This window comes from Fictibacillus sp. WQ 8-8, assembly GCF_024494405.1.
Classification (GTDB): Bacteria; Bacillota; Bacilli; order Bacillales; family Fictibacillaceae; genus Fictibacillus_C; species Fictibacillus_C marinisediminis.
Window position 1 is genome coordinate 234,279 of the sequence record NZ_JAMXKG010000002.1, and the last position, 26,382, is coordinate 260,660.

26 protein-coding genes are annotated in these 26,382 nt (G+C 44.8%); 8 read left to right on the plus strand and 18 right to left on the minus strand.

Going from position 1 to position 26,382, the window contains the following annotated elements:
• Positions 1–15 precede the first annotated feature (15 nt).
• The gene (locus M1K46_RS04880) at positions 16–618 is read left to right on the plus strand and encodes a DUF3298 and DUF4163 domain-containing protein (RefSeq protein WP_256225167.1); all 603 of its coding nucleotides are present in this window, start codon (positions 16–18) and stop codon (positions 616–618) included.
• Here the strand turns inward: M1K46_RS04880 and fni are convergent.
• Both fni and msrB read right to left on the minus strand, forming a co-directional pair.
• Positions 608–1,651, minus strand: a complete 1,044-nt coding sequence (fni, locus tag M1K46_RS04885; protein ID WP_256225168.1) for a type 2 isopentenyl-diphosphate Delta-isomerase — start codon at positions 1,649–1,651, stop codon at positions 608–610. The genes M1K46_RS04880 and fni overlap by 11 nt on opposite strands.
• A gap of 124 nt (positions 1,652–1,775) precedes the next feature.
• The gene (msrB, locus tag M1K46_RS04890) at positions 1,776–2,744 is read right to left on the minus strand and encodes a peptide-methionine (R)-S-oxide reductase MsrB (protein WP_375162173.1); all 969 of its coding nucleotides are present in this window, start codon (positions 2,742–2,744) and stop codon (positions 1,776–1,778) included.
• Between the two features lie 380 nt (positions 2,745–3,124).
• Here msrB and M1K46_RS04895 point away from each other — a divergent pair, with 380 nt between their 5' ends.
• Positions 3,125–3,403 carry an alpha/beta-type small acid-soluble spore protein gene (locus M1K46_RS04895; protein ID WP_062238162.1) on the plus strand — a complete coding sequence of 93 codons (279 nt, stop codon included), beginning with the start codon at positions 3,125–3,127 and terminating at the stop codon, positions 3,401–3,403.
• Positions 3,404–3,457: 54 nt separating this feature from the next.
• Here the strand turns inward: M1K46_RS04895 and M1K46_RS04900 are convergent, their stop codons facing one another.
• A complete protein-coding gene (locus tag M1K46_RS04900; protein ID WP_256225170.1) occupies positions 3,458–5,005 on the minus strand; it encodes a phosphodiester glycosidase family protein in 1,548 nt (515 codons plus the stop codon).
• 277 nt (positions 5,006–5,282) lie between these two features.
• Here M1K46_RS04900 and M1K46_RS04905 point away from each other — a divergent pair, with 277 nt between their 5' ends.
• The 6 genes from M1K46_RS04905 to M1K46_RS04930 all read left to right on the plus strand — a co-directional run bounded on the left by M1K46_RS04905 (position 5,283) and on the right by M1K46_RS04930 (position 11,667).
• Entirely contained in the window at positions 5,283–5,732 is a 450-nt protein-coding gene (locus tag M1K46_RS04905; protein ID WP_256225171.1) for a MarR family winged helix-turn-helix transcriptional regulator, read from the plus strand.
• A complete protein-coding gene (locus M1K46_RS04910) occupies positions 5,729–6,406 on the plus strand; it encodes an HlyD family secretion protein (RefSeq protein WP_256225172.1) in 678 nt (225 codons plus the stop codon). Before M1K46_RS04905 ends, M1K46_RS04910 begins: the two co-directional genes overlap by 4 nt.
• A gap of 8 nt (positions 6,407–6,414) precedes the next feature.
• Positions 6,415–8,208 carry a DHA2 family efflux MFS transporter permease subunit gene (locus tag M1K46_RS04915; protein ID WP_256225173.1) on the plus strand — a complete coding sequence of 598 codons (1,794 nt, stop codon included), beginning with the start codon at positions 6,415–6,417 and terminating at the stop codon, positions 8,206–8,208.
• Between the two features lie 339 nt (positions 8,209–8,547).
• Positions 8,548–9,693 carry a glutamate 5-kinase gene (gene proB, locus M1K46_RS04920; RefSeq protein WP_309144577.1) on the plus strand — a complete coding sequence of 382 codons (1,146 nt, stop codon included), beginning with the start codon at positions 8,548–8,550 and terminating at the stop codon, positions 9,691–9,693.
• 11 nt (positions 9,694–9,704) lie between these two features.
• Positions 9,705–10,979, plus strand: a complete 1,275-nt coding sequence (locus M1K46_RS04925) for a glutamate-5-semialdehyde dehydrogenase (RefSeq protein WP_256225174.1) — start codon at positions 9,705–9,707, stop codon at positions 10,977–10,979.
• A 403-nt stretch (positions 10,980–11,382) separates the two neighbouring features.
• Complete coding sequence (locus tag M1K46_RS04930) at positions 11,383–11,667, plus strand: spore morphogenesis/germination protein YwcE (RefSeq protein ID WP_053356371.1); 285 nt, start codon at positions 11,383–11,385, stop codon at positions 11,665–11,667.
• A gap of 66 nt (positions 11,668–11,733) precedes the next feature.
• Here M1K46_RS04930 and qoxD read toward each other — a convergent pair whose 3' ends face one another.
• The 15 genes from qoxD to M1K46_RS05005 form a co-directional block, all read right to left on the minus strand.
• Entirely contained in the window at positions 11,734–12,162 is a 429-nt protein-coding gene (gene qoxD, locus M1K46_RS04935; RefSeq protein ID WP_256225176.1) for a cytochrome aa3 quinol oxidase subunit IV, read from the minus strand.
• Positions 12,155–12,775: a cytochrome aa3 quinol oxidase subunit III gene (qoxC, locus tag M1K46_RS04940; protein WP_053356370.1), complete on the minus strand. Its 621-nt coding sequence runs from the start codon at positions 12,773–12,775 to the stop codon at positions 12,155–12,157. The genes qoxD and qoxC overlap by 8 nt, the downstream gene beginning before the upstream one ends.
• 14 nt (positions 12,776–12,789) lie before the next feature.
• Entirely contained in the window at positions 12,790–14,733 is a 1,944-nt protein-coding gene (gene qoxB / locus M1K46_RS04945) for a cytochrome aa3 quinol oxidase subunit I (protein WP_256225178.1), read from the minus strand.
• An 18-nt stretch (positions 14,734–14,751) separates the two neighbouring features.
• A complete protein-coding gene (gene qoxA, locus M1K46_RS04950; protein ID WP_062238149.1) occupies positions 14,752–15,702 on the minus strand; it encodes a cytochrome aa3 quinol oxidase subunit II in 951 nt (316 codons plus the stop codon).
• Between the two features lie 219 nt (positions 15,703–15,921).
• Positions 15,922–16,209 (minus strand): hypothetical protein, encoded by a 288-nt coding sequence (locus M1K46_RS04955; RefSeq protein WP_256225179.1) that lies wholly within the window; start codon positions 16,207–16,209, stop codon positions 15,922–15,924.
• A 23-nt stretch (positions 16,210–16,232) separates the two neighbouring features.
• Entirely contained in the window at positions 16,233–17,459 is a 1,227-nt protein-coding gene (locus tag M1K46_RS04960; RefSeq protein WP_256225180.1) for a DEAD/DEAH box helicase, read from the minus strand.
• Between the two features lie 172 nt (positions 17,460–17,631).
• Positions 17,632–18,594 (minus strand): L-threonine 3-dehydrogenase, encoded by a 963-nt coding sequence (locus M1K46_RS04965; protein ID WP_256225181.1) that lies wholly within the window; start codon positions 18,592–18,594, stop codon positions 17,632–17,634.
• Positions 18,595–18,628: 34 nt separating this feature from the next.
• Entirely contained in the window at positions 18,629–19,822 is a 1,194-nt protein-coding gene (locus tag M1K46_RS04970) for a glycine C-acetyltransferase (RefSeq protein WP_256225182.1), read from the minus strand.
• A 489-nt stretch (positions 19,823–20,311) separates the two neighbouring features.
• Positions 20,312–20,944, minus strand: coding sequence for a response regulator transcription factor (locus M1K46_RS04975; RefSeq protein WP_256225183.1), 633 nt, complete (start codon positions 20,942–20,944; stop codon positions 20,312–20,314).
• Positions 20,937–21,983, minus strand: a complete 1,047-nt coding sequence (locus tag M1K46_RS04980) for a sensor histidine kinase (RefSeq protein WP_091010009.1) — start codon at positions 21,981–21,983, stop codon at positions 20,937–20,939. The genes M1K46_RS04975 and M1K46_RS04980 overlap by 8 nt, the downstream gene beginning before the upstream one ends.
• Complete coding sequence (gene liaF, locus M1K46_RS04985) at positions 21,980–22,714, minus strand: cell wall-active antibiotics response protein LiaF (protein WP_256225184.1); 735 nt, start codon at positions 22,712–22,714, stop codon at positions 21,980–21,982. Before liaF ends, M1K46_RS04980 begins: the two co-directional genes overlap by 4 nt.
• Before the next feature lie 101 nt (positions 22,715–22,815).
• Positions 22,816–23,460 (minus strand): PspA/IM30 family protein, encoded by a 645-nt coding sequence (locus M1K46_RS04990; protein ID WP_062238130.1) that lies wholly within the window; start codon positions 23,458–23,460, stop codon positions 22,816–22,818.
• 18 nt (positions 23,461–23,478) lie between these two features.
• Entirely contained in the window at positions 23,479–23,823 is a 345-nt protein-coding gene (locus M1K46_RS04995) for a hypothetical protein (RefSeq protein ID WP_053356357.1), read from the minus strand.
• A gap of 515 nt (positions 23,824–24,338) precedes the next feature.
• Positions 24,339–24,653 (minus strand): hypothetical protein, encoded by a 315-nt coding sequence (locus M1K46_RS05000; protein WP_062238126.1) that lies wholly within the window; start codon positions 24,651–24,653, stop codon positions 24,339–24,341.
• Positions 24,654–24,685: 32 nt separating this feature from the next.
• On the minus strand, positions 24,686–25,882 hold the full coding sequence (locus M1K46_RS05005; RefSeq protein ID WP_053356355.1) for a ParM/StbA family protein: 1,197 nt from the start codon (positions 25,880–25,882) through the stop codon (positions 24,686–24,688).
• Between the last annotated feature and the right edge of the window lie 500 nt (positions 25,883–26,382).

Consider the following 26,382-nt stretch of genomic DNA (forward strand, 5'->3'; position numbering starts at 1 on the left):
AGAGGTGAGTTCCTTTTGTATGAAGCCCGCTCCTATACCAATCTGCTGATCCAGCAATATCAAAATAACAAAGCGACGGTTCAATATCCCCAAATCATTGGGCTGCCCAGTACCGAGACGCAGATTAAGCTGAACAAGGCGATAAAGGATAAGGTATTCAGCCTGATGGATGAAAACGGAATCAAGCGCAAGGATTTAGAAGAAATGACAGGCTTATTTGAAGTAAAACTCAATCAGGGAGACTGGCTGAGCATCGTGTTCACAAATTACGCCTATTGGAAAAATGCTGCCCACGGCCTTACACTCCAGGGATCGATTACGATGAATGTAAAAACCGGCACCATTTATGAGCTGCGTGATCTTTTAAAGGAAGGAAGCTATTATAAAACAAGGCTCACCGCCCTCATCAAAAAGCAGTTCAAAAAATTTCAATTCCCGCTCATTCAGCCCTATCAGAGCGTAAAAGACACGGATGACTTTTATTTAACAAAATCAGGTCTCGTCATCTATTACCAAAGCTATGAATACACGCCTTACTATGTCGGAATTCCTGAATTTACGATTCCTTATAATAAAATTGCTTCTATACTCAAACCAGAAGTGAAAATCAGCTCTTAAGCTTTTTCAGCCGTTTTGTTGATTTTAGTTCGGCAACAGAAACAGCCCCAATCCCAAACATGGCCGTCCGCAGTTCAAATTCAATTTGATCAAGCTTTGAAATGATGGCATGTTCATTTTCAATAGCAGCCGGCAAAAGGGTACGGCCATAGCCGGCAAGGTTTGCACCAAGTGCCAGTGCCTTTGCAGCGTCCACACCGTTATTCAGCCCGCCGCTTGCAATGACAGGAACCTCTGCCGAGCATCCTTTCACTTCATTAAGAACCTCCGCAGTCGAATTTCCCCACTCCAAGAAAGCTTCTGCCGCTTGTTCTCGCATTTTGTCTTTAGATCGGTATTTTTCTACTTGAATCCAAGAGGTTCCGCCCGCTCCTGCTACATCAATAAACTGCACTCCTGCGTCGATCAATTTTTGGGCAGTCTCCCTATCGATACCCATTCCCACTTCTTTTACACCGACCGGAACAGGCAGGTTTTTCGCCGCCTCTTCAATTTTTTTCAGTAGATTAGAGAAGTTGACGTCTCCTTCCGGCTGGAAAATTTCCTGCATGCCGTTAAGATGCAGGACAAGCCCATCTGCTTCGGCAACCTCAACAGCTTTCATGCACTCACGCAGCCCATACCCATAATTCAACTGCACCGCCCCCAGGTTAGCGATGACTGGTACAGAAGGAGCATAATTCCTGATTTGAAACGTGTAGGCTGTCTGCCCGTTCTCGATGGCAGCCCGCATGGATCCTAATCCAACCGCCCATCCTTGTTTTTCCGCAGCCAAAGCGAGAGCCTTATTAATCTGATACGCTTTTTCTGTGCCGCCTGTCATTGAACTGATCAAGAAAGGGGTTCTCATCGTTTTTCCGAGAAAAGAAGAAGACAAATCGATTTCGCTGAAGTTGATTTCAGGGAGCGCGTTGTGCTTGAACCTGTAGTTTTCAAATCCTGTTGTCATCTTTTTCCCAGTCACATCTTGGTTTAGTGCTATTTCGATATGCTCGTTTTTTCGTTTTTCTGTATAGGAATTTTGCTCATCCACATCGATCTTCTCCTTTCCGGAACTTCTGTATCTTTCTAGACTTCCCCAAATCACATCCTGTTTAACGGCGTAAACGAATAAAAGCAGACAGTTGCACACTGCCTGCTTTTAAAAAATATGGATTTTATTCGAAAATCGAGCGGTACTCGCCATAGCCTTCTTTTTCAAGGTCCTCTCTCGGGATAAACCTCAATGCCGCAGAATTGATGCAGTAGCGCAGTCCCCCTGCTTCCCTCGGACCATCGTTAAACACATGGCCAAGATGAGAATTTGCTTCTTTGCTCCTTACTTCAGTACGAATCATGAAGTGGCTGAAATCCTTCTTCTCCTTTACATCCGTTTGGCGCATAGGCTTCGTAAAGCTTGGCCAGCCGCAGCTGGAGTCAAATTTATCAAGAGAACTGAACAGCGGTTCTCCAGAAACAATATCAACATAGATGCCTTCTTCTTTATGATCCCAATACGGATTTTGGAAAGGAGGCTCTGTTGCGTCATTTTGAGTGACTTCGTACTGAATCGGTGTTAATTTTTTCTTCAGTTCATTTTTGTCCGGCTTGGACTGCCAATGGCTTTTAATAAAGTCTTCACGCCCAGAACCCGTACGATAGCGTTTATAATGAGCCGGATTTTTCTTATGATAACCCTGATGGTACTCTTCGGCTGGGTAAAAAACAGAGGCTGGCAAAATTTCAGTCACGATCGGCTTCTGGAAGCGGCCGCTTTTAGCAAGTTCTTGCTTAGAGGCCTCTGCCAATTCCTTTTGCTCTTCATTATGATAGAAAATCGCTGTGCGGTACGAATCGCCCCGGTCATAAAATTGTCCGCCAGGATCGGTCGGATCGATCTGCTGCCAGAAGAGCTGCAGCAGCTTTTTATACGGAAACAATTCGGGATCAAACGTAATTTGTACCGCTTCATAGTGGCCCGTTGTATCGGAACAGACTTCCTGGTATGTCGGATTTTCCGTGTGCCCGCCTGTATAGCCTGACACGATACTGATGATGCCCGGCATTTCCTCAAACGGAGAAACCATGCACCAGAAACATCCACCCGCAAAAGTCGCAAGCTGCTGATTGTTATGCTGAGTATTCAAAGACCTCACTCCCATTCTTTTGAAAGTCTTATTGTTCTATTGTTCCTATCATAAAACAAGTATGGCACTTAATAAAAAAATAATGCCTAGTTGGAAGTGCTGAAGTGTTCGGTTAGGCCCGAAAAGCGCTGGACTTTGGCATTAAACGTTATTATGAAAATGACGTGCTATGCAAGTAAATGGAGCAAAATCGCAAGTAAAGTCTATATTCTCGCAAGTAAAGATTGGAAAGTCGCAAGTAATCCTTGTCGAACCGCAAGTAACGAGCCATTTTTCGCAAGTAAGCCACCCCGATCAGTCGTCCGCAATCCCTTCCAGCGGTTTATCTTCCTATAAACGGGCAAACTAACCGTAAGTACGACGAAACTGGAGGGAAAATCATGGCTAGAAGAAGTCGAAGGCCGCTTGTTCCTGAAGCAAGAGAAGCATTGGATCAATTAAAAGCCCAGGTGATGAGGGATGTTGGCTATCAAGTCGATCCGTCACAGCCTGACAGCGTTAAGTTTGAAGTGGCTAAAGATGTTAATGTTCCTCTTCAAAAGGATTATAACGGCCAGCTTACCGCGAAACAGGCGGGAACTGTTGGCGGACAGATTGGCGGCCGTATGGTCAGCGAGCTGATCCGGCAGGCGAAACAGCATCTCAACAAACAGCACTAAAAAGGCTGGCGCACGGCATTCAAACAAACTGCCACGCGTCCAGCCTTTTTTATATTAAGGAATAAGCAAAATTCCATCCCCAATCGGGCGTTCACCCGCTGCATCGGATGGATCGGTAACGAGCTGGCTGTTCTTGACCATACCCGTCGATCCGCCGCCATCCAAGTTTAGCGCATCAACAGCTCCCAGAGATTTCATCAGCTGGGCTTCTTCGTCAAAATTCATGCCGATGCTGTATCCAGGACTCCGCCCATCAACCGTGACGAGCAGGATATTACCGTTTGGCTTAATGCCCGCAATGGTTCTTGGATTTCGCCGCTCACCGAAACGATAATAGAATTCAGGATCATCGGGCTGATGAAACCCTTCTTTTGTAGCATCTATAATTACCTTTCCGTTTTTCAGCAATCGTGGGCCACCATTGATGATGCCCATTTTTTCAGACGCGGGAACAGATTTGTTATCTGCAAAGACCCTTTTTTCCACGTAAAGTTTTTTACCGATGACGGCATGTTTCTGAAGCCAAGCCGCAGATTGGCCCGTTCCTGCAACAACAGAGCCTCCAAGCGGAATATCATCTCCCCGTGACTTATTTACAGTTACCACTCTTCCCGTACTGTCCATAACTGCTTCAGCTCCCGGACCTTCTGGAGCTCTTTTTCCGAAAACAGAATTGTATTGAATCAGTTCGTCCTCATCTGTACACGTAAAATCGTGTTTAGGAAGTGTAGTTTCAAGATCACCCACGCCGCCGCATCCACGGATACGTCCGGGATCCCTGTTTAAACCATCCAGTTCAGCCGGCATGCCTTTTGTACCTTTAACCGTTAACTTAGTACGGACCGAGGAAATTTTAGACGTATTGTCTTTGCCGATAAGCAGGCTCGTTCTTCCCTTAACCGCCTCACTGATCAGCTCGCCGTTAATGACGGAAACTCCAGCTAAATCGCCTTCAGTTCCATCCTGCGATCCCATCACAAAGTATCCTCCATTAATGCCGGCAATAGCCTTCTTTTTGGCAGCCATATCCGTCAGCTTTTCCCTGTCAGGTACAATGCCGCTCGCCAGGGATGGCTGCAGCTTCCCTTTCCACTTTTCAGGAGATACCTCAAGGACACTGACTGTCCATGGCCCGGAAGCCTCTTCGCCATCTTCGGGTATGTAGACGACCTTTGATTGGTTATAGCCTGCAGAAACCAGCTTCTTTTGTTCAGATTTTGCGTCCGTTTCCTTTTGAAAAGGCCCGGTCCGTACAAGATAACCGAGCGGTGTCCCGCGCAAAGGATCATCCTGTGCCCGTTCAGCGACTGTTTTTACCGATGCAGCATATCCTTTGCCTTCAAGTTCTTTCATAAGTTCATCTGCTTCTTTTTTTGTTTCGGTAAAGGCTGCATCCACCATATATTCAGCATTGGGGTTATTTTCCCCATAAACAGCATGGGTGTAAGCCAGACCCTTCTGAAGCTGTTCGGTATGCTTGGTTTTTGGCTGGGAAAAATGTTCTTCTGCATGAACCGTGTGTCCAGGGATCATCATCGTGCTCAACATCGACACAGCCACGAATGCCTGGAAACAGGAAGATAAAACTGTTTTGTGTTTCAAAAGCCATACCTCCAATTTTTATTGATTCAACGCAACAATAACTCAACTATATGTTGAAGGAGTTACAGCCATTTATAGAAGTTGTAAATGATTAGGTAAATGAAGGCAGAAGAGTATTAAGTCTAATCGAATGGCAAAATAAATTTTGAAATGGCAGTTTTATATTGACAAAATTATTCTTGTGCATTTATTATAATCTTTGTGCATAAATAGTTTGTATGCGAACTATTTACAATGCGAACTGTTAACATTATTAGAAAGAGGAGACGATAGTGGAATGAATCTGCTCAATAATGAGCTGCTGGATTCCTTTATACAAATACAAAAAGCACTCTATTCGTTAATGAAGGAAGATGCCGACCGGGCTGGCTTGACCGTTGTACAGCTCAAAGCGTTGTACAAGATCCGTCTTACACCTGAATTAGGTTTGAGAGAGCTTGCAGGCAGCTTAAAGCTGACCAACAGCACGATGAGCGGAGTGGTAGACCGCCTTGTCGCTCATGAACTATTAGAAAGACATACTTCTTCTGCCGATCGAAGGGCCATCACCCTTAAGCTCACGAAAAAAGGGGAAGAAAAGCTTCAGGAAGCAACTGGAAATAATTCTTTTTTTACCAAAAAAATTATAGAATTGACGGATATGCCGCAAGAAGATAAGGACCATTTACTCAGGATTCATCATCAAGTACTGGACGTATTGACAACCAAGGAGGAAAATCAGGAATGAACATGAAACGTTTAGCTGTACTAAACGTAATAATTTTATTGATTTTAGTTGGGGGCGGAATTGCAGCTTATTATTACTACAATCAATCCGTTTCTTATATCAAAACAGATAATGCCCAAATCGCAGGAGAACAGGTCACGATTGCAGCACCAGCTAGTGGAAAACTAACCGATTGGAAAGGCTCCCTCGGAAAAGAATTTAATAAAGGCGAAGAAATCGGTACAATCTCTGCTGCACCTTCAGCCGGAGCTGGAGCAACCCCTGCAGCTGCAGGAATGTCAAAGGTCAAAATCACTCTTCCAAAGGATGGAACAGTCGTACAGCAATCCGCAGTTGAAGATTCTTTTGTTGCAGCCGGAACACCGCTGGCGCATGTTTATGATTTAAGCAGCCTTTGGGTAACAGCAAATGTGAAAGAAACGGACATTAATGATGTTAAGGTTGGCCAGGAGGTAGATGTGTACGTGGATTCTTATCCGGACAATACACTTTCTGGAGAAGTGAAAAAAATCGGCCTGGCTACTGCCAATACATTTTCTTTATTGCCAAACTCAAACAACACAGCGAACTATACAAAAGTAACTCAAGTTATCCCAGTTAAAATCTCATTAGACAGCTACCAAGGACTGGATATTGTACCTGGAATGAATGTAACCGTACGGATTCACAAGTAGGTGATATGATGTCAATCTATTTAACAGGCTACGCCATCCTATGCGTTATACTTTTGCTGACCGTTAACTATATGGCCATCCGCTCAAAACGCAAAAAACTGGGCGAAGAGACCGAACTGATCTCGGAAAGGGCTACGGGCCATCCGGATGAGTCCAACGTCCTCATTGATGAAACACTTGAGGATACAGCCGTTTCCGAGCCTGCACTTGAGTATGTAACATCTGCTGCAGAAAAGCATACAGAAGAGCGCTCGATTCAGCGGACGGAAAGCGGTAAAAAAGATGAGCCGATTCACGTTGGCAAGATACTTACGGTTCTTATGCTCGGTGCCTTCATCGCCATCTTGAACCAAACCTTGCTGAATGTAGCCATTCCCCACATCATGAACGACTTGAACGTCTCTGCCAACACGGTGCAGTGGATTACAACAGGCTATATGCTCGTTAACGGTGTATGTATACCGATTACCGCTTATCTTATTGAAAAGTTTGGGACACGGACGCTATTTATTACCGCTATGTTCCTTTTTACAGCCGGAGCGGTCATCTGCTCGCTTTCCGCCACCTTTGGCATGCTGATGGCGGGAAGGGTTGTTCAGGCTGCAGGAGCTGGAATCATCATGCCGTTGATGATGACCGTATTCCTTACTGTTTTCCCGATTGAAAAACGCGGCCAGGCGATGGGAACCATGGGGATTGCCATGCTGTTTGCACCAGCCATCGGCCCTACGCTCTCCGGGTATATCGTTGAAAATTATTCTTGGAGACTTTTATTTTATATCATTATTCCTTTTGGTGTGATCGACCTTATTATTGCTTTTGCATGGATGAAGGACTTTATCAAGAAATCAAGCCCTAAGTTCGATTTCCCGGGGTTCCTTTTCTCCACGCTCGGTTTCGGATTCTTGCTCTACGGATTCAGTGAAGCAGGAAACAAAGGCTGGACCAGCACCATCGTCCTTTCGAGCATTATCATCGGTATCGTTTCACTTGTCGCTTTCACGTATAGAGAGCTGACGACTGACAAACCGATGCTCGACCTGAGAGTTTTTAAATATGATGTATTTGCCTTAACGACCGTCATCAGCATGATCATCAACATGGCCATGTTCGCCGCCATGATCCTGCTTCCCATTTACCTGCAGAACATCAGAGGATTCACGCCTTTTGAATCCGGGCTCTTACTTCTTCCTGGAGCGATCATCATGGGCATCATGTCTCCAATTTCCGGCGCGATCTTTGACCGTATTGGAGCAAGGCCGCTGGCGATTGTCGGATTAACCATTACCGTTATCACCACTTGGGGTTTCAGCCATCTATCGACCGATACCACGTATGGACATATTCTGTTCCTTTATGTATCCCGTATGTTCGGTATGTCCTTCTTGATGATGACCGTCATGACAGCAGGAATGAACCAGCTGCCGCGGTACTTAAACAGCCACGGAACAGCCACTTCCAATACGATGCGCCAGGTTGCGGGGTCACTCGGTACAGCTTTTCTCGTTACCGTGTTCTCCAACCGCCAGGAGTATCACATGGCGGACTATTCCAATGTAGTGACGAGCGCAAATCCATACATCGCTGATAAGCTTTCAGCGCTCGGGCAAGGACTTGCTCAGATGGCAGGATTACCCGGGGGAGCAGGAAGTTCACTTGGGGTTCAAGTGATCTATGGAACAGCAGCAAAACAAGCAGCCATAGACGGAATCAATGATTCGTTTATGGTCGCAACCGGAATCGCTGTTATCGCCCTCATCCTTTCCTTCTTCATCAAACGGGTCATCCCGCCAACAAAATAAATGACTGAAGGCAAGCTCACCCATTGAGCTTGTTTTTTTTATGAAAACGAATGAAAACCCTTACATGTCAAGGGTTTCGCTTGCCTGCTTCTTTTAAAAATCACCCAGATTCTTGCATTTTCCGCAAGATTTATTCTTCCATAATTCTCCCTCTGCCATTCCCTCATACCCTGTCACATCCTTTGGTCCGATTAAAGCATGCATCCTCCGTTTTTCTCTCTTTCTGGGCCGTATCCGCACTATCTCGGCATGAGCGGTTGTATCGATTTTGAAGCTTCGTTATACTCGTAACCGTTGCTTATTGAACGGGAAAAAACGAGGAAATGAGGAGTGAAAGAGTTGAATTTATCTACTACTAAAAATAAACGAATTGTGGTAAAAATCGGTTCAAGTTCACTGACAAGCAGGCATGGAGAAATCAGCCGCAGAAAATTGGAACGGCTGGTCGACGAGATTGTCATGCTTAAAGATGAAGGACATGAAGTACTGCTTGTTTCTTCTGGCGCTGTGGCAGCCGGCTACAGAAAGCTCGGCTGCCTTGCGAGACCAACTTCTCTTCCAGAAAAACAAGCTGCAGCATCGATCGGCCAAGGGCTGTTAATGGAAGCTTATTCTGAACGATTCCTATCCCATGGCTATACAGCTTCACAAATCTTGATTACAAGAAGTGATTTTTCTGACCGAAAACGATACAACAACGCGCGCAATACGATAAACGTATTATTGGATCGCGGTATCGTTCCTATAATTAATGAAAATGACACGATTACCGTTGAACGTCTGAAGTTCGGTGATAACGACACCCTTTCAGCAAAAGTATCAGGGCTTGTAAATGCCGATCAGCTGCTGATCTTATCAGACATCGACGGGTTATATACAGATGATCCAAGAAGTAATCCAGACGCAAAACTTTTAGAAGAAGTATATGAGATCACACCAGAAATTGAAGCTTCAGCCGGTGAGTCCGGAAGTGAGGTCGGAACCGGCGGCATGCGTTCTAAGATAGATGCTGTCAAGATTGCGATGGCATCGGGCATTCCTTCATTTTTAGGGGATGCAGCAGTACCCCACATTATCTATAATGCGGTTCAGAAAACAGCCAAAGGAACGTACTTTACACCAAAAGACGACTCAGAAAACCTGGATGTCAGAAGACAGTGGATTGCTTTTCATTCCGGTCCTGAAGGAGAAATTATTGTATCGAATGAAGCAAAAGACGAGATTGCAGAACACAAAAGCCTGTATCCTGACGGCATTGAATATGTAGAAGGCTATTTTAAAAAAGGTGCCGTTGTGCGAATTAAAGATTTGGACGGCTTACAGATCGGCCTAGGTGTGAGCAATTATTCTTCAAGACAGCTGATCAAGATTAAAGGGCATTCCAATGACGAGATTGCGGACATTATCGATGTTGATCCGCAAGAAGCCATTCATAATGCTGATCTTGTGTGCCACACCCAGTTAGCTGTACCACTATTATCTTAAGGAGGCGTTGGATGAGTATTTTAGAATCTGAAGTGAAAAATAAAACCAATGTAAAAGAACAGGCGAAGGCAGCGCAAAAGGCCGCAAAAGAACTTGCCATACTGAGTGAAAAGGATAAGAACGAGGCGCTCTTCATATTAGCTGATGAGCTTGAAGAGCAGGCTTCCTTTATATTAAATGAAAATGAAAAAGACTTGCAGAACGGCAGGGAGAAGGACTTCAGCCAAGCCTTTATGGACAGACTCTCTCTTACAAAGGAAAGAATTGCAGATTTTGCCGAAGGACTCAGACAAGTAGCTGGCCAGGATGACCCTGTCGGTGAGACTGTCAGTGAATGGACCCTCGACAACGGAATGAGGGTTGAACAAAGACGTGTACCGCTCGGAGTGATTGGCATGATTTATGAAGCGCGGCCAAACGTCACTGTGGATGCTACCGGCTTAGCTTTAAAGTCAGGTAATGCAATCGTCTTAAAAGGCGGTTCAAGCGCCATTCATTCCAATAAGGCCATTATCCAGGTCATTCAGCAGGGGCTGGCAAAAACCAGTATTCCTGCTGATGCCGCTCAATTGATTGCAACAACAGATAGAAAAGCCTCAAGTGAGCTGTTTACGATGAAAGAACATATTGACGTACTGATTCCACGCGGAGGCGGTTCTTTAATCAGTACGGTTGTGAACGAAGCGACGGTTCCTGTTCTTGAAACAGGCGTTGGAAACTGCCATATTTACGTTGATAAAGAGGCTGATTTGGAGAAAGCCCTCAATATACTCATTAATGCGAAAACCGACCGTCCTGCGGTGTGCAACGCAGCAGAGACCTTGATCGTTCATAAAGACTGGCTCAATGAGTATCAATCTGTGCTGGAGAACGTGCTGAAGGAACATGGAATTTCCGTTCATGGCGACGAGTTTGTTGTTTCTGCCTTCGCCGATGCTGTTCCAGCTTCCGAAAAGGATTGGGCAGAAGAATTCCTTGGCCTTTCTATCGCGATCAAAACTGTAGAGAGCACGGAAGAAGCGATTGAACACATCGACCGCTACGGTACAAAGCATTCAGAAGCCATCGTCACAGAAGATGCTGACACAGCTGAAGTCTTTATGAGCCGCATCGATGCAGCTGCCGTGTACCATAACGCGTCTACACGCTTCACTGACGGGTCTGCGCTAGGCTTTGGGGCTGAAATCGGCATCTCTACCCAAAAGCTTCATGCACGCGGCCCTATGGGCTTACCAGCGCTCACGACGACAAAGTACTGCATGACCGGTGACGGACAGATCAGATAATCGGTAGTTCTAAAAAAGCATGGCGCGTTTGCGCGATGCTTTTTTATAAGGAAAAGCGTCTCTTTTGTCGTTTTTGAACCAAATGAGAGAATAATTGAACGAAGGATGGAGATAATTGAACCAAAAGGACCAGTAATTGATTCTAACTCAAAATAATTGATTCTAACTAAGTATTCAGACTTCTTCTCAACCATAAAAACCCGAAACATTTATGCCACACGTCATCAAAGCTTACAAACTAACTGTATATCTGGAATTTTTTATAGAAAATAGTCCTATTTTCTAAATTTTCTGTAGTATATTTTTGAAAACGTGGTATACTAAATGTAACAAAATGTTCACAAAACAGACCTAACTTCGTCACAATTGCAAACGCTGTCATCTACTTAAGGAGTTGATTGTAATGGATGTGTATGTTGTATATCTATTCGTGGCCACGGCTACTCCGCTATTCCTATGGCACGATCATAGAAAGCTTGCTTTATGGCAGATTCCGTTTATCGCGATCATGTGGCTCTATGTCGCGCTTTTCTTGGCAGGAGATTTGAATCCGCTGGCTCATCTGCTGTTCAATATCGTGTTTGTAGCCAACGTGGTATTTGCTCATGTTGCAGCTTTCAAAATCTATGCGATTCCGTTTATCCGTCGTGAAAGAGAACGACGTAAAATTTACCGTGAATCTAAATAAGTAACCATAAAAAAGCTCCTTGCAGGAATTCTGCAAGGAGCTTTCTTTGTGCTTCTATAGGAAGATTTAGTGATCCATACCTTCCATGTCTTTATCCATCTTATGGCCATCCATCTCCGTCTTGCCATGATCCATTTCCATTTTATGATGGTCATGCTTAGCATGGCCCGCCCACATAACCCATACAGTACCTGCAACGATAACGATCGCGATGAATGCAGCAAACAAGATGTTTCCTGTCTGGGTTTTGCCGGTAAGCGAGTTGCTCTTTTCGGAGCTCTCTGTCATATGCATGAACATGAGAAGCTGAAGAGCCGCTTGCAAGAACGCAAAGATAAAGATGATAATAAGAATGGTTTGTTTAGAAAAGCCTGTTTTAAATGTTACCCATAGAGCTAATGCAGTAAGAACGATGGACAGGATATAACCAACCACGTGTTTCCAAGGTATGCCGCCATGTTCGTTTGATACAGCTTGATTTTGTGGATTAGCCATTGTGCAACACCATCCCTGTCAAATACACGGCAGTGAAGATAAAGATCCACACAACATCAAGAAAGTGCCAATATAAACTTGAGATAAAGACTTTCGCTGACGTCTGAGGCGTTAATCCTCGTCTTGCCACCTGTATCAAGATTAAGGTAATCCATGCAATACCCATTGTTACGTGAAGTCCGTGTGTTCCTACGATAACGAAGAACGCAGACCAGAACGCGCTTGTTCCTAATGCAGCACCTTCATGTACGTAAGTGACGAACTCGTAGATTTCATAGCCCAGGAATCCAGCCCCAAGTGCGAGCGTGATGATCATCCAGACAAATAGTCCTTTTCTGTTGCGTTTACGCATTTCATGAATCGCAATACCGCATGTAAAACTACTGGTCAACAGCAGGAATGTTTCAATCAATACACCTTTGAGTTCAAAGAGCTCATGTGGTGTAGGTCCATCTCCAGTTCTGTACATCAGAGTGAGATAGGTTGCAAACAACGTAGAGAACAACGCAATTTCCGCCCCAAGGAATATCCAGAAACCGAGAATATTCAAGCGCCCGGTTTCTGATTGATATTCTAAAGGCGTGTTATGATCGTGTACTTCTGCATGTGCCATTGTTCACGCCTCCTTTAAACGGTAATCCGTTCAGTTTCTTTTATTTCTTCAACACTTACATAGTAACCTTCATTTTTATCAAATGAGCGGATGATTAGGGTAATGAATACGCCGATCAATCCGACAATCCCCATCCAGTACCATTCGAACACTAATCCGAAACCTGCAACGAAGAAGCAGGACGCCATAGCAAATGGTACTCCTGAGTTATCAGGCATATGAATCGGTTTAATATCAGCGAGTTTTGGTGTTACATCATGGTTTTCATGTCGCATAGTCTCAACCGGATCCAAACCTTTTACAGTTGGAGTAACCGCAAAGTTATAGTGCGGCGGTACAGCTGACGTTGTTGCCCACTCAAGTGTACGTCCAAGACCCCAAGAGTCACCAGTGTTTTCACGCTCTGAGTAACGGAAGCTGTAGTAGATGTTATAAACAAGGGCCAGGAATCCGATACCCATCACGAACGCTCCTACAGTAGAGACCATATTAAGATCTCCCCAGCCTGATGCTGCGCTGTACGTGTAAACACGGCGAGGCATTCCATCAAGGCCCAGGAAATACTGCGGGAAGAAACATACGTTAAATCCGATCATGAACAACCAGAATACCCATTTACCAATACGTTCATTCAGCTTGTAGCCGAACATTTTCGGATACCAGAATACAAGTCCTGCGAAACACCCAAAGACTGTTCCGGCGATCAATACATAGTGGAAGTGAGATACAAGGAAGTACGTGTTATGGTACTGGTAGTCAGCTGCAGCCATCGCAAGCATGACACCCGTTACTCCACCGACAACAAAGTTTACGATAAATCCTAGTGCCCAAAGCATTGGTGTCGTAAATGAGATCCTACCTTTGTACATCGTAAACAACCAGTTAAAGATCTTAATACCGGTCGGAATACCAATCAGCATGGTACTGATCGAGAATGCAGTGTTAACTGCTGCTCCTGAGCCCATTGTGAAGAAGTGATGGACCCAAACCAGGAAGCTGTATGCTGCGATAAGGACCATCGCCCATACCATCGCTTTGTAACCGAAAAGCACCTTGCGGGCAAATGTACTGATAATCTCTGAGAACAAACCGAATGCAGGAAGGATAACGATGTATACTTCCGGGTGGCCCCAAAGCCAGAACAAGTTCGCCCATAGCATATCCATCCCCGCTCCTTGAAGCGTGAAGAAATGAGCTCCGAATAAACGGTCAAATGTCATAAGTGCAAGCGCTACTGTAAGAATAGGGAACGCGAACACGATGATGACCATAGTAATGAGTGCAGACCAAGTGAACATTGGCATTCTGAACAATGTCATGCCTGGCGCTCGCATTTTTAAAATCGTTACCAGGAAGTTAATACCCGTTAACAGGGTACCAATCCCGGAGATCTGAAGACCGAGCAAGTAGTAGTTCTGTCCTGGTCCAGGACTTAACTCATTACCGGCAAGCGGCATGTAGGCTGTCCAACCAGCAGATGGTGATCCACCGATAACGAACGAGATGTTAAAGAGCATTGCTCCGATAAAGAACGTCCAGAAACTTACGGCATTCAAATAAGGGAATGCAACGTCACGTGCTCCAATTTGAAGCGGGATAACTACGTTGATCAAACCAATCAAGAACGGCATCGCCATGAAGATGATCATGATCGTACCGTGTGTTGTAAAGATTTCGTTATAGTGCTGGGCATCAAGGAATTTCGCATCCGGTACAGCAAGCTGTGTACGCATTAGCAATGCATCGACACCACCGCGGAATAGCATAAGAACCGCAGAAGCGATGTACATGATTCCTAACTTTTTATGGTCAACGGTAGTGAGCCATTCTTTCCAAAGCCACTGCCATTTTTTAAAATATGTCAGATAAAATAGAAGTCCGATTACTGTTAAACCGATGGAAACGTCCGCACCGTAAATCAGCGGGTCACCGGTAACAAAAAATTCATCCCATTTCATAATTTAGTGCCTCCTCTATTAATGAGAATGAGATTCCCCATGAGAGTCTTGTTCCGGCTTGTTCGCATCTTTCGCTTTTGAACCGTGCGGGTTTTGCGGAACTACTCCTAAGCGTTCACGGGTCTTCACTGCATAGTCTCTATCTTTAGCGTGATCTACCCATTTTAAATGTGTGGATGAGAATGTCATCTTCTTGGCTTCGCCTTGAAGCATTAACTGATCATACTGCTTTTTAGACAACTCAGGCGCCTTGCTCTTCGTATCTTTTGCCCATTTGTCAAAATCAGTCTGTGAAACAGAATTCACATCAAAAATCTGGTGGGTGAATCCTTCACCATTATAGTTTGCATTTCGACCTGCAAATTTGCCTTTATGATCCGCCTGCAGATAAAGCGTTGTTTCCATACCTGGCATCGCGTACTTTTGACCCCCAAGTGCAGGAACCCAGAATGACGACATGGAATCTGCTGAAGTCAGCTTGAATTCCACCGTCCGGTCTTCCGGGATATTAATGTAGTTGACGGTTTCAATGCCTTGCTCCGGATAAGAGAAAATCCATTTCCAGTCAACTGCCGTCGCCGTAATGACGATCGGTTCTTGGTGTGCAGAAGCCTGTGGCGGTTTCTCAAGATCATAAATGGTCTTAATCGTCGGAATAGACAAAGCGATTGTAATAAGAATCGGGATAACCGTCCAGAGTATTTCTAATTTCTTGCTTCCCTCTTGTTCAGGTTCCCAGTTGGACATATCTTTTCTGTTTTCACGGTATTTAACAACAATCACCGTGAGCAGGATATACACTACAAGTAGAATAAGTGCCATGAATCCTATAGAATAAAGAATAAGATCCTTCTGCTGAGCCGCAACAGGTCCTTTCGGATCTAGAACTATATAATTGCTGCAACCGCCTAAGAAAAATACGGACAGCATAAGTCCTAACGCAAAAAACGGTCTTAACCGCTTAAACACTAGGCCCACCTTCCTTCCTGTAAACATATATGTGAGATTTCTCACTGTAAACTTACTAAGTTTGTGCTTTCGTTCACATAATAACAAATTTCCCCCAAAAATAGACCATCTTTTATGAACTGTCATAAGTTCTTCATGTAAATTTCACTAGTTTATCACATATTCATCAAAGAATGTTCATATTTTTGGAATTTACTTCTTGCTCTTCCATTTCACGATTTATCCCTGTACGAAATGAAAAAGCCGCCTGTTCGGCGACTTTTTTACCGTTCTAAATTCTTTATTTCCTTTAAAAGGATAGATTAAACCAAGTATACAATTTAAATTCATGACAATGTTCCACATGGAACGTTTTTTCTTCATGATTCGACGTGTTTTTTTATGGATTCCGGATGATAGACCATCTTTCCCATCTTCGCATAAAACCAACCTGTACCCTTCGTTTTCCAGCATCCTCATGATTAACCGTGCGAGACGGCGATCGTCTTCAGCCAGTAAAATTTTCATGCGATCCTTCTCCTGTACGGTTGTCAGCGCCTCCGTGGCTTTCTGCTGCTTTTCTGATACTGCGGTCTTGCTCCCGCACGGCGGCTCTGCATCTTGTCATTCGTTTCAGAGCGGCTTCCCTCCTTCTTTTTTTCCGGTTTTTCCAGCCGCTGTTTTTGTATCTTCTGCTTAATTCCTTTTTCAATCAACTCTAAAAAATTGCGGTCTTTTGCCGCAACCATCGTCACGGCAAGCCCCTTGCTGCCGGCTCGTCCCGTTCGTCCGATACGGTGGATATAACTTTCTGTATCTTGAGGAATATCGTAATTGATGACATGGGTCACACCTTCAACATCCAGGCCCCTTGCCGCAACATCTGTAGCGATCAGGTAGCGGATTTCTCCCTGCCGGAAGGCATGCATTACCGCTTCCCGTTTAGCCTGGGTGAGATCGCCATGCAGTTCGTCTGCCTGATATCCCGCTTCCTTCAAAGCTTCATTCAGTTTGCTTACCCGCCGCTTCGTCCGGCAAAAAATAATAGCAAGATACGGACGGTGCAGCTCCAGAAGCAGCTTCAAGTCATCCTGCTTTGAGCGGTCTGTCGTCTCAATAACCCGTTGTCTGATTTCTTTTAAGGTGATTTGTGTCTTCTTCACCGTAATCTTTGCTGGATCTTTCATATACGTTCCTGCAAGCTTTACAATTTCAGAAGGCATCGTTGCGGAAAAAAGCATCATCTGCCGGTTCTCTTCTGGTGTCTGATCAATAATTTCTTCAACATCCTGCAAAAATCCGATATGAAGCATCTGATCCGCCTCATCTAAAACCAGCATGGAGACGTGTGACAGATCAATGGTTCCTCGTCTTACATGGTCCAGCAAACGTCCTGGTGTGGCGATGACAACCTGCACCTTACCGCCGAGTTTATGCATTTGCTGAATAACATCTTGTCCCCCATAAACGGGCAGGACATCAATTCCCATTGAACTGCTCAGCTTTTTTACTTCTTCCGCCACCTGGATAGCAAGTTCTCTTGTCGGCGTCACGATCAGTGCTTGGATAGCTTCATTCTCCTGGTCAATCCGCTGCAGCATCGGTACGGCAAAAGCCATCGTTTTCCCGGTTCCTGTCTGGGATTTTGCAATCACATCTTTTCCTTCTAACAGCAGCGGGATCGCCTGCTCCTGAATCATTGTCGGCTGGGCAATCCCATAGTCAGCTAACGTTTTCCGGAGCAGAGGATTCACCTGTAAAGCTTCAAAACCACCCATAAGCAAGTCTCCTTCCTTTTCTTAAATTACTTGGTTAGAGCAATATTATTAATGCTCTTTCTTGTTGAACTTCGCATACTGATGCTGAAAGAGGACTCAAGTCTATTACCCCTATAGTAAGCATGTACCTTTTAAAAAAGAGAGCCATATTAAGGCTCCCTTTTTCTTCGTATTAATTTGCTACTTTGTTATTCAGCTTGTCGTTCAGCTTCAACAGCATATCTGCTGTCATTTTATCCAAGTCATAGTCCGCTTTAAAGCCCCATTCCGCTATAGCTGCTGAAGAATCGATGATATTCGGCCAGCTATCGGCAATCGCCTGTCGAACAGGGTCTACATCATAATCCATCGTAAAGGATGGCATCTGCTTTTTGATGGCAGCAGCGATTTGTTCCGGCTCAAAGCTCATCGCAGAAACGTTAAATGAGTTTCGGTGAACCAGTTTCGCCGGATCAGCTTCCATCAAGTTAATAATTGCATTTAACGCATCAGGCATATACATCATATCCATGTATGTGCCCGCATCAATAAATGAAGTATATCTTCCTTTTCGGACCGCTTCGTAATAAATTTCAACCGCATAGTCCGTTGTGCCGCCTCCAGGAGGTGCCACATAGGAGATCAATCCAGGGAAACGCAGTCCGCGGGTATCTACGCCAAATTTGTGATAGTAATAATCACAAAGAAGCTCGCCGGACACTTTGTTTACTCCATACATCGTTGTCGGACGCTGGATCGTGTCCTGCGGAGTCTGGTCTTTCGGTGTAGAAGGACCGAATGCTCCGATTGAACTTGGTGTGAAGAATTGGCAGTTCAATTCTCTCGCGACCTCAAGTGCGTTCACCAGGCCTCCCATGTTCAAGTTCCAAGCAAGCAGCGGCTTCGCTTCTGCAGTAGCAGAAAGAAGAGCAGCAAGGTGGACCACCGTATCCGCATTGTATTTTTTAGCGATGCCGGCCATCGCCTGTGCATCGGTTACATCAAGAATCTCGAACGGTCCGGATTGAACGACAGGGCTGTCTGTCTTACGGATATCTGTCGCAATAACATTATCCGCGCCATATATATCACGGGCTTTCATGACCAGCTCTGAACCGATCTGCCCGAGTGCTCCAGTAATCAATATCTTCTTCATGTTACATCCTCCAAATCTATTACCGGTTCCTGTATTAAGAGATGATTCCCATTTCCTTGCCGACTTTTTCGTAGATGGCAAGTGCCTGATCAAGCATTTCCTTCGTATGGGCAGCCGTTGGCATGTTTCTTACACGGCCAGTGCCTCTTGGTACGGTTGGGAAGACGATGGATTTTGCATAAACGCCTTCTTCATTCAGCTTTTTGCTGAACTCCTGAGTTTTTACTTCATCACCTACAATAACTGGTGTGATTGGTGTTTCACTGTTTCCGATATCATAGCCCAGCTTCTCAAGGCCTTGTTTCAAATACTTGCTGTTGTCCCACAGTTTTTCTTGCAGCTCTGTGCTTGATGTTAAAATTTCAATGGCTTTTGTACAAGCTGCTACATCTCCTGGAGTCAGTGAAGTAGAGAACAAGAATGGACGGCTTCTTACTTTCAGCCAGTCGATCAAGTCTTTTTTACCGGCTACATAACCGCCGACAACACCGATTGCTTTAGAGAGCGTACCGATTTGGAGATCCACTTTATCGGATAATCCGAAATGCTTCACGGTTCCTGCGCCGTTGCCGAGTACGCCAGATCCATGTGCATCGTCTACATAAGTGATAAGATCAAACTCTTCCGCAATTTCAACGATCTCTGGAAGCTTGGCAACGTCTCCGTCCATGGAGAACACACCGTCCGTGATGACCATGATCTTGTTGTAAAGTCCAGATTCCTTTGCTTCCTTCGCTTTTGTACGAAGGTCTTCCATGTCAGAGTGGTTGACACGGATAATTTTTGCTCTGGAAAGTCTGCAGCCGTCAATGATGGACGCATGGTTCAGTTCATCTGATAGAATCGCGTCATTTTTATCCATGACTGCTGAGATGGCAGCCATATTGCAGTTAAAACCGGATTGGTAAGCAATCGCTGCTTCTGTATGTTTGAACTCTGCCAATTTTTCTTCAAGTTTTACATGCAGTTCAAGCGTTCCATTAATGGTACGCACAGCCCCCGCACCAACACCATATTCGTCAATTGCCTGTTTGGCAGCTTGCTTAAGACGCTCATCTGTTGCTAAACCAAGATAATTGTTTGAAGAAAGGTTGATCAGTTCTTTACCATTCACTTTGATCTTCGGACCGTTCGCGCTTTGCAGCGGATCAATCACGTTATAAAGCCCTTTTTCTTTTAAATCACCTAAATTTTCTTGCAGGAAGCGATCCAATACATTACTTGACATACAAACTCTCCTTTCAAATTTTAAAAATGTTATGTGAGTCTGAACAAATGTACACGTGAGAAAAACACAAAAATTCAGAAATAATTCAATGTTATTAAGTATCTATCACTAAAAAATATTTTATCACATTTTAAGTTTGTTTACATCATATGGACAAAATTCATACTTCTCTGTCTAGTATTTCTTTCCCGTTTCGGAAGTATTTCATTCTAAAATAAAGGCTGTTTCTTTGTAGCTCTTGGGAGTGGTTGATTTCCGTTTCGGGATGCTCGCTTTCCGCGGGGCGTGCGCTGAGCCTCCTCGGCGCATCCGCCTGCGGGTCTCACCTGTCCCGCTGCTCCCGCAGGAGTCTCGCACCTTGCACTCCAATCAACTTGTCAATGAAGCTCGTTTACAAAAAGGTCCCCAAAGCAACAATCTTTAAAAAAAGAGCCAAAATAAAAAAAACCGCCCAACATGGAGCGGCCAGCCGATACGAAATAATAAAACTCATTGAACAAGTGAATGCTTAAACGCATAGATGACGGCTTGGGTCCTGTCCTGTACATCGAGCTTGTTTAAAATGTTGCTCACATGTACTTTAACGGTCTTTTGTGCGATGAATAACTGGTCTGCAATTTCCTGATTGGATTTTCCTTCTGTCATTAAGAGGAGTACCTCAAGCTCACGGCTCGTGAGCTCTTCATGTGGCTGTTGATGATTTTTTTGGCGCATACGGATCATCATCTTGCCTGTAACTTCGGGTTCCAAGACAGACTGGCCGTGATAAGTGGCTCTTACTGCTTCGGCGATCTCACTCGCTTTTGAGGTCTTAAGCATATAGCTTACCGCTCCTGCTTCTATCGCCGGGTAAACTTTTTCATCATCCAAGAAGCTGGTCACAATGATAATCTTCGCTTCCGGCCATTGCTCAATGATTTTTTTCGTCGCTTCAATCCCGTCCATCTCATTCATGACCAAGTCCATTAAAATGACATCAGGGCGCAGCTCCAGTGCCAGTTCAACGGCTTTCTTCCCATTCTCGGCCTCACCAACCACCGTAAGATCTGACTGGGCAGAAAGATAGGATGAAACACCGATTCTTACCATTTCATGATCGTCCGCAAACAATACTTTAATCATTTTTATCATCCTCCACCGAAATCACTGGTACTTTTACTTCCAGCCGCGTCCCTTTGTCGGGCAGACTTACCACTTTCATCGTGCCGCCGATTTCCAGCGCTCGTTCCTGCATGTTTTGAAGCCCGTAGGATCCGGCTTTATCCTCGTCCATAGCAAAGCCGACACCATTATCAGCTACGCGAAGAATGATTAATTCTTCCCGTTCGATCAGCAGAATTTCAAGAGAGGTAGCTTTGGCATGCCTCAGTGTGTTTGAGACGGATTCCTGCAGAATCCTGAACAGGTGGTCCTCAACACCCTTGTCGAGCGGCATTTCTTCTATTTTTGCATGAATCTCAATCGGCACTTTTTGAACGAGCTCCGCTAACAGTTCTTTAATTCCTTCCTGCAAGGACTTTCCTTTTAGAGCTGCAGGACGGAGGTGAAGCAGCAGCGCTCTCATCTCAAGCTGCGACTGGTGAATCATTTGTTCCACCAGTTTCAGCTGCCTGTTTTCAGGAGCTTCTTCAGCTTCCCTTGACTCATTGATGGCTGACATCAGCATGGAGGCGGCAAAAAGCTGCTGGCTCACTGAATCATGCAGCTCACGTGCTAAACGATGCCGTTCTCTCGAGATCATCTCTTGAATGATTTTCTCTTGATCTTCTGCTTTTTCGTTCGCCAGCTTTTGTGAGGCCCTGGCCTGATCCGTAACCTGGCGCTGTACATTTTTCATTCTTTTCCACAGGGCATCCATCTCTGTTCCCTGTGCTTGTAAAGGAGGATAGATGGACCTGCCGTTCTCCATCTCACGCAGGCCTTCTTCCACTTGTTTGAGCTGTCTGCGGACAGCAAACCCATGCAGCAAACCAAAAAACACACCAAGAACCAAACTGGCAGCCGGCACAACCAGTATAAATGGCAGGCCGAACAGCTGCCGTTCCCATAGTGTAGCCAGGTCTGGGAAAGGGTTCACCATGAACACAGCAATGAAAACCAGAATAGCGGTCAATAGAGATACGGCGATGGATAGGAGGACACTTCGCAGCACAATACTCATGTCCGCTTCACCTCTAGATCCCCGACCACCATGGATGTAACGATCTTAATTCTTTGCTGGGCCTCCTGGTAGTTCTCTGTTTGAAAATGAAAAAGCTGATTGAATATTTTCGATTCATGAAGCTGAAAAATTGTCGTGCTTCCTGCCAGCACAGAATGGTGAACACTGACTGCCGCTTCATATGGCACAAGAATTTTAATGTTTCCAGCCAAATTCCGTATGGCAATGACCGATTCGCCATCCGGCAAAACGGTGTTGCTCAAATCGATGACACTGTCCCCGATCCCGCACTGGATGTTAATGTCACTCCATTCATACACATGGTCAGGGGTCTGCTGCCGGCCGTACAGTATATTTTTAAACAGCGGCTGTTTCGTAAAAAGTGACTCGGACAGCCGGGAATCCTCTTCGTTTTGGACGACCGGCTCAATGACTGACGGTTTTTTTTTAGATTGATAGAACTGGATGACCAGATAAACAAGGACCGCAATCATGACAAACTTAAAGGCCATCATGTTCAGCAGGGTGATGATCAATCCAAACCATCCGCCCCAATACAGCACTTTCCCGATTGTCCGAGGCATTTTTTTTCTTCCGATATAGATGCAGCCAGCCATGAGGGCAAAAATAAAAATCAATTCCCCTCCGCGAAATGAAAGTTCAAGAATAAGAAGCAGTACACCAATCAAAAGAAGCCAGCTGATCAAATCTGTTTTTTTTCCGTTAAACATGGTGCACCCCCTCTATCTCTCTCGTTTTTCCTCTTTATTTGTTAATGGTACACGTCCTAAAAGGCGCAGTACCCTACGCCTTTTAGAATACCATTTTTAAATTATGAAATCGTAGTTTTTTCTTCTTTTTTCCATTGTTTTTCAAGCTGTGCAAACCGCTCATCGATCGTATTGAAGTGATAATCCGTATTCACCTGATGCTCCAGCCGCTCTAGATAGCGTTCCATTTCGTCGAATCTCAGGCCTGGCTTCGAACCTGCTCCGGCATCCAGAACTTTATTCATTCCTCGATGGGCTCGGGCGATGTTTTCGCGACCCATCAGCTCCATTCGCTTCACATACATATCTTTCAGCTTATGCTTCATCTGTTCAAACTTTTGCTCCAGCGCTTCCAGTTCGCGCTTCGCCTCTAATTTAGCATCATTCAGGCGGGCTGCACGCTCATCATACCGCTGCTGTTCGTTGACTGCGAACTCATGCAGATCGCTTTCTCCAGCCTGAAGAGCTAAATCCGCCTGCTTCTTTCGTTTTTCAGCATGTGACTTTGCTTCTCTGTACTCTTTTGTAAATTCTTCAGTAAGTATAAATTGACGTTCGACCAGTTTTCGCACACGGTCCGTTTCTTGTTCACATTGACGCAAATATTGGTTCAGCAGTGAGATCGGATTCTTCTGCTCCTTCTGATCGAGCATCTCGTGAAAATCAGCTGCTATGGAATTTTTGATTCTTGTAAAAAGTGTACTCATGTTCATTCTCTCCTTTTATTAGTTTCTGTTCATTTCTGCCCATTGTTTTTCAAAGTTTACGAACGGATCATCAGCTGAGCCTGTTTCGCTTTTCTTGCCGTTCCATCCTTTATACACCAGGTACAGCACATAGAGGGCAAGGACACCTAAAAGTGCCGGCACATTGGAGATGGCTGCACATGCTGCAATCACGCCGGCAGCACCCCACAAGATTTTCTTAGATGTTGTTTCTGCCTTCATGAAACCCTTAACGGCAAAATATAAAATGACTAACCCGATCGCGAGTCCAATCATGTGGCCGATGTTCGCCAGCAGGGTGATCGCTGCAATTCCTCCGAGTACAAACAAACCAAATTTCTTCATTTGTTGTTACCTCCTTTCATAGTTCTAGCTTACCTGCGTTCCGGGTTTTCTATAATGTACCCCGGCTATATTTTCAGGTACGACTTGAGGCGTATTTTCATAGAATCCATAGGCTTATTAATAAAAGGAGGGGGGTTAATTAGGCTGTTTTCGTAACCGTTGCTGCTCTTGAGTGTGGCTGATTTCCGTTTCAGGCTGCTCGCTTTCCGCGGGGCGTGCGGTGAGCCTTACCGGCGCCAGCGCCTACTTTCTCGGCGCATGGCGCCTGCTTGAGTCTCACCTGTCCCGCTAGTCCCGCAGGACAAGGAAGGCTTCGGCAGCGTTATATCGCACGAAGAAAATGTGAAATTCATTTTCGAGGAGTCTCGCACCTTACACTCCAATCAACTTGTCAATGAAGATTCTTTACAAAAATGTTCCCAAAGCAACAATTTTTAGAAAAGAGTCTTTTAAAAAAAAAAACCGGCTCGAGAGTAATCCTCTCAAACCGGCTTTCTTGACTAACCTATTATCTTTTACGTCCAGGATTCGATGTCATCCTCATCGATCTCTTCTTCGTCGATCACATCTTCATACTCCGGAGAATGCTTCGGTTCTTCCTGATAGCCGTGTCCATGCAGTCCTGCCGCAACCTCGTTCGAGAATCCGCGGTCTGCGGGGACATGCTGCTGCAGATTACGGACTCCGTTCGCTTTGATCTCATTCTCGACCAAAAAACGGATCGAGTCCATCAGGTTCGTTTGCGAGTTGATCCAGTCAATAATGGCGGGGGCTTCATTCTTCTTCGTCTTTAACGAAATATTGTCGCCTGGCTTTTTTTGTTTCTTCATCTTTACACCCCCTTACCATTTAAATTAGAGACTTATACCGGCTGTTTCGCACGATCCTTGATCGCACCGTAGATTTTTCCGCGTACGAATGCATCCAGTCCATTTGCATTCATTGTCACTGCATATTTTGCAGGAATGTAAAGAAGCTGAATTTCACGCTCATCACAAAGTTCCTTAAGCATTGGAGAAAGAATCGGATTCATCAAGATGCTCCCGCCTCCATAAACGCAGATCAAATCGATTTCGTTTCTCGCTTTAGTAAGCTGCTTGCGGATGTTGTTGATGATTTGGCGAGCTTGTCCTTCAAGCGGTCTTTTTAATGTTTTCATCGCACGCGCATGATATTTATGGTTCGGGTTCTTGATCACGTCACTGAAAAATTGACGCGGGCTGTCGGGAAGGTGGATCAAACGGTTGAACTCACTGAGTGCTTCCTCGATCGCATACCCTGCACCATGGTTGGTGCCATGCACGAACTGGCGCAAAAATTTGTTTCCTTCTGTGATCGGATACTCTGTAGAACCATCACCGATATCTGTGTGAAGGATTTTTTTGTTTTTAAAGAAGCTGCCGTTGAAGTTCTTCGGCATATCGTACGCTTCAATAAATTGGTCAAAAATATCGCCTTTTCTCCAGTTGCCGTCTTCATCTTTTTGAAGAGAGAAGGTTACTGGTGTAGCTTCCGGAATAACTTTTACAAACTCAAATTCTACTTTAACTGTAACGCGCTGCTTTCCAACATGAACCGTCACATGGTGAGGGCCGTTCATGAAACGCTTCTCAAATTTAGCTGCTGATTCATCAGAGTGCTGTGTGATCGGCAGCGCAGTCGCCATATCAACCGTTACATCAATGGATGCAGGAAGCTTTTTCTCTTCTGCAAATCCTTTTTGTACCGCTACTGCTGCGATTTGAGCGAGTGTGTTGACGATTGGCAGGTCAATCTCGTACTTGTAATCTACGCCGACCTGAATGTTTTCGATCAGCTCACCGCTTTCAAGCGCGAACTTTCCTACATAATACATACCCGCACGTGCTGCAGGGGAATCAATCGTTACGATTAAGTTCTCCTGAAGGTTGCGTACAATCGTTTCAGGGGCCTGTTCTTCACTCCATGGCAGCTGGTCCACGGCACAGTTTACGTTCGGCTGCTGAAACAAACGGCCATCGATATAAATGTCATGCTCACTGTTTCCGTTATCGTTACCTACTAAAAATTGATATTGCATAGTATCTATTCCTCCTATTATTTTATCTAAAACTACCTGGTGACACAAGGTGTTACTCAGCCATATAATGCTTTATGTATCGATATTTCCTGAAAAATAGAGGTACTGGAATATAGATGGCTGAAGTTCTACTATATAGAACTTCGAACGTTTTGGATAGATTCCGACACTCTTATGCTTAATAATATTTGACAATTTTAGAATAACACCTCTATTTTTTAAGAATTTCTCCAGACTGAACCTTCTGAATCTTTCCTGCAGCCCCTTGGGCGTTCATATCGTAAGCTATATCGCCCTGCGCTACGGCATTGTCCAGCTTATCCGGCCAAGAAGGAACGATGTGTGGGACTCATCCCTTCGTTTACATGTTTGCGGTTGTATCGGGTGCCGATCTGCGGTGTTTTTTTCATGTTAATGCTAAAAAATGATAAAAGCAGCCTCGAATTTGAGTATTGCTCTCTTGTTTGATTGATGCAGCCTCTTTCTTCTGTTTTGATGGA

Bases quoted from the DNA above. Each gene is read 5' to 3' on its own strand.
- M1K46_RS04965 (WP_256225181.1), bottom strand. From the start codon at position 18,594: ATGAAGAAGATATTGATTACTGGAGCACTCGGGCAGATCGGTTCAGAG.
- M1K46_RS04930 (WP_053356371.1), top strand. From the start codon at position 11,383: ATGGATGTGTATGTTGTATATCTATTCGTGGCCACGGCTACTCCGCTA.
- M1K46_RS05005 (WP_053356355.1), bottom strand. From the start codon at position 25,882: ATGCAATATCAATTTTTAGTAGGTAACGATAACGGAAACAGTGAGCAT.
- M1K46_RS04970 (WP_256225182.1), bottom strand. From the start codon at position 19,822: ATGTCAAGTAATGTATTGGATCGCTTCCTGCAAGAAAATTTAGGTGAT.
- qoxC (WP_053356370.1), bottom strand. From the start codon at position 12,775: ATGGCACATGCAGAAGTACACGATCATAACACGCCTTTAGAATATCAA.
- M1K46_RS04895 (WP_062238162.1), top strand. From the start codon at position 3,125: ATGGCTAGAAGAAGTCGAAGGCCGCTTGTTCCTGAAGCAAGAGAAGCA.
- M1K46_RS04915 (WP_256225173.1), top strand. From the start codon at position 6,415: ATGTCAATCTATTTAACAGGCTACGCCATCCTATGCGTTATACTTTTG.
- M1K46_RS04905 (WP_256225171.1), top strand. From the start codon at position 5,283: ATGAATCTGCTCAATAATGAGCTGCTGGATTCCTTTATACAAATACAA.
- M1K46_RS04975 (WP_256225183.1), bottom strand. From the start codon at position 20,944: ATGATTAAAGTATTGTTTGCGGACGATCATGAAATGGTAAGAATCGGT.
- M1K46_RS04995 (WP_053356357.1), bottom strand. From the start codon at position 23,823: ATGAAGAAATTTGGTTTGTTTGTACTCGGAGGAATTGCAGCGATCACC.
- M1K46_RS04980 (WP_091010009.1), bottom strand. From the start codon at position 21,983: ATGAGTATTGTGCTGCGAAGTGTCCTCCTATCCATCGCCGTATCTCTA.
- qoxB (WP_256225178.1), bottom strand. From the start codon at position 14,733: ATGAAATGGGATGAATTTTTTGTTACCGGTGACCCGCTGATTTACGGT.
- M1K46_RS05000 (WP_062238126.1), bottom strand. From the start codon at position 24,653: ATGAAGAAACAAAAAAAGCCAGGCGACAATATTTCGTTAAAGACGAAG.
- M1K46_RS04925 (WP_256225174.1), top strand. From the start codon at position 9,705: ATGAGTATTTTAGAATCTGAAGTGAAAAATAAAACCAATGTAAAAGAA.
- M1K46_RS04990 (WP_062238130.1), bottom strand. From the start codon at position 23,460: ATGAGTACACTTTTTACAAGAATCAAAAATTCCATAGCAGCTGATTTT.
- M1K46_RS04910 (WP_256225172.1), top strand. From the start codon at position 5,729: ATGAACATGAAACGTTTAGCTGTACTAAACGTAATAATTTTATTGATT.
- M1K46_RS04955 (WP_256225179.1), bottom strand. From the start codon at position 16,209: ATGAAAATTTTACTGGCTGAAGACGATCGCCGTCTCGCACGGTTAATC.
- M1K46_RS04960 (WP_256225180.1), bottom strand. From the start codon at position 17,459: ATGGGTGGTTTTGAAGCTTTACAGGTGAATCCTCTGCTCCGGAAAACG.
- liaF (WP_256225184.1), bottom strand. From the start codon at position 22,714: ATGTTTAACGGAAAAAAAACAGATTTGATCAGCTGGCTTCTTTTGATT.
- qoxD (WP_256225176.1), bottom strand. From the start codon at position 12,162: ATGGCTAATCCACAAAATCAAGCTGTATCAAACGAACATGGCGGCATA.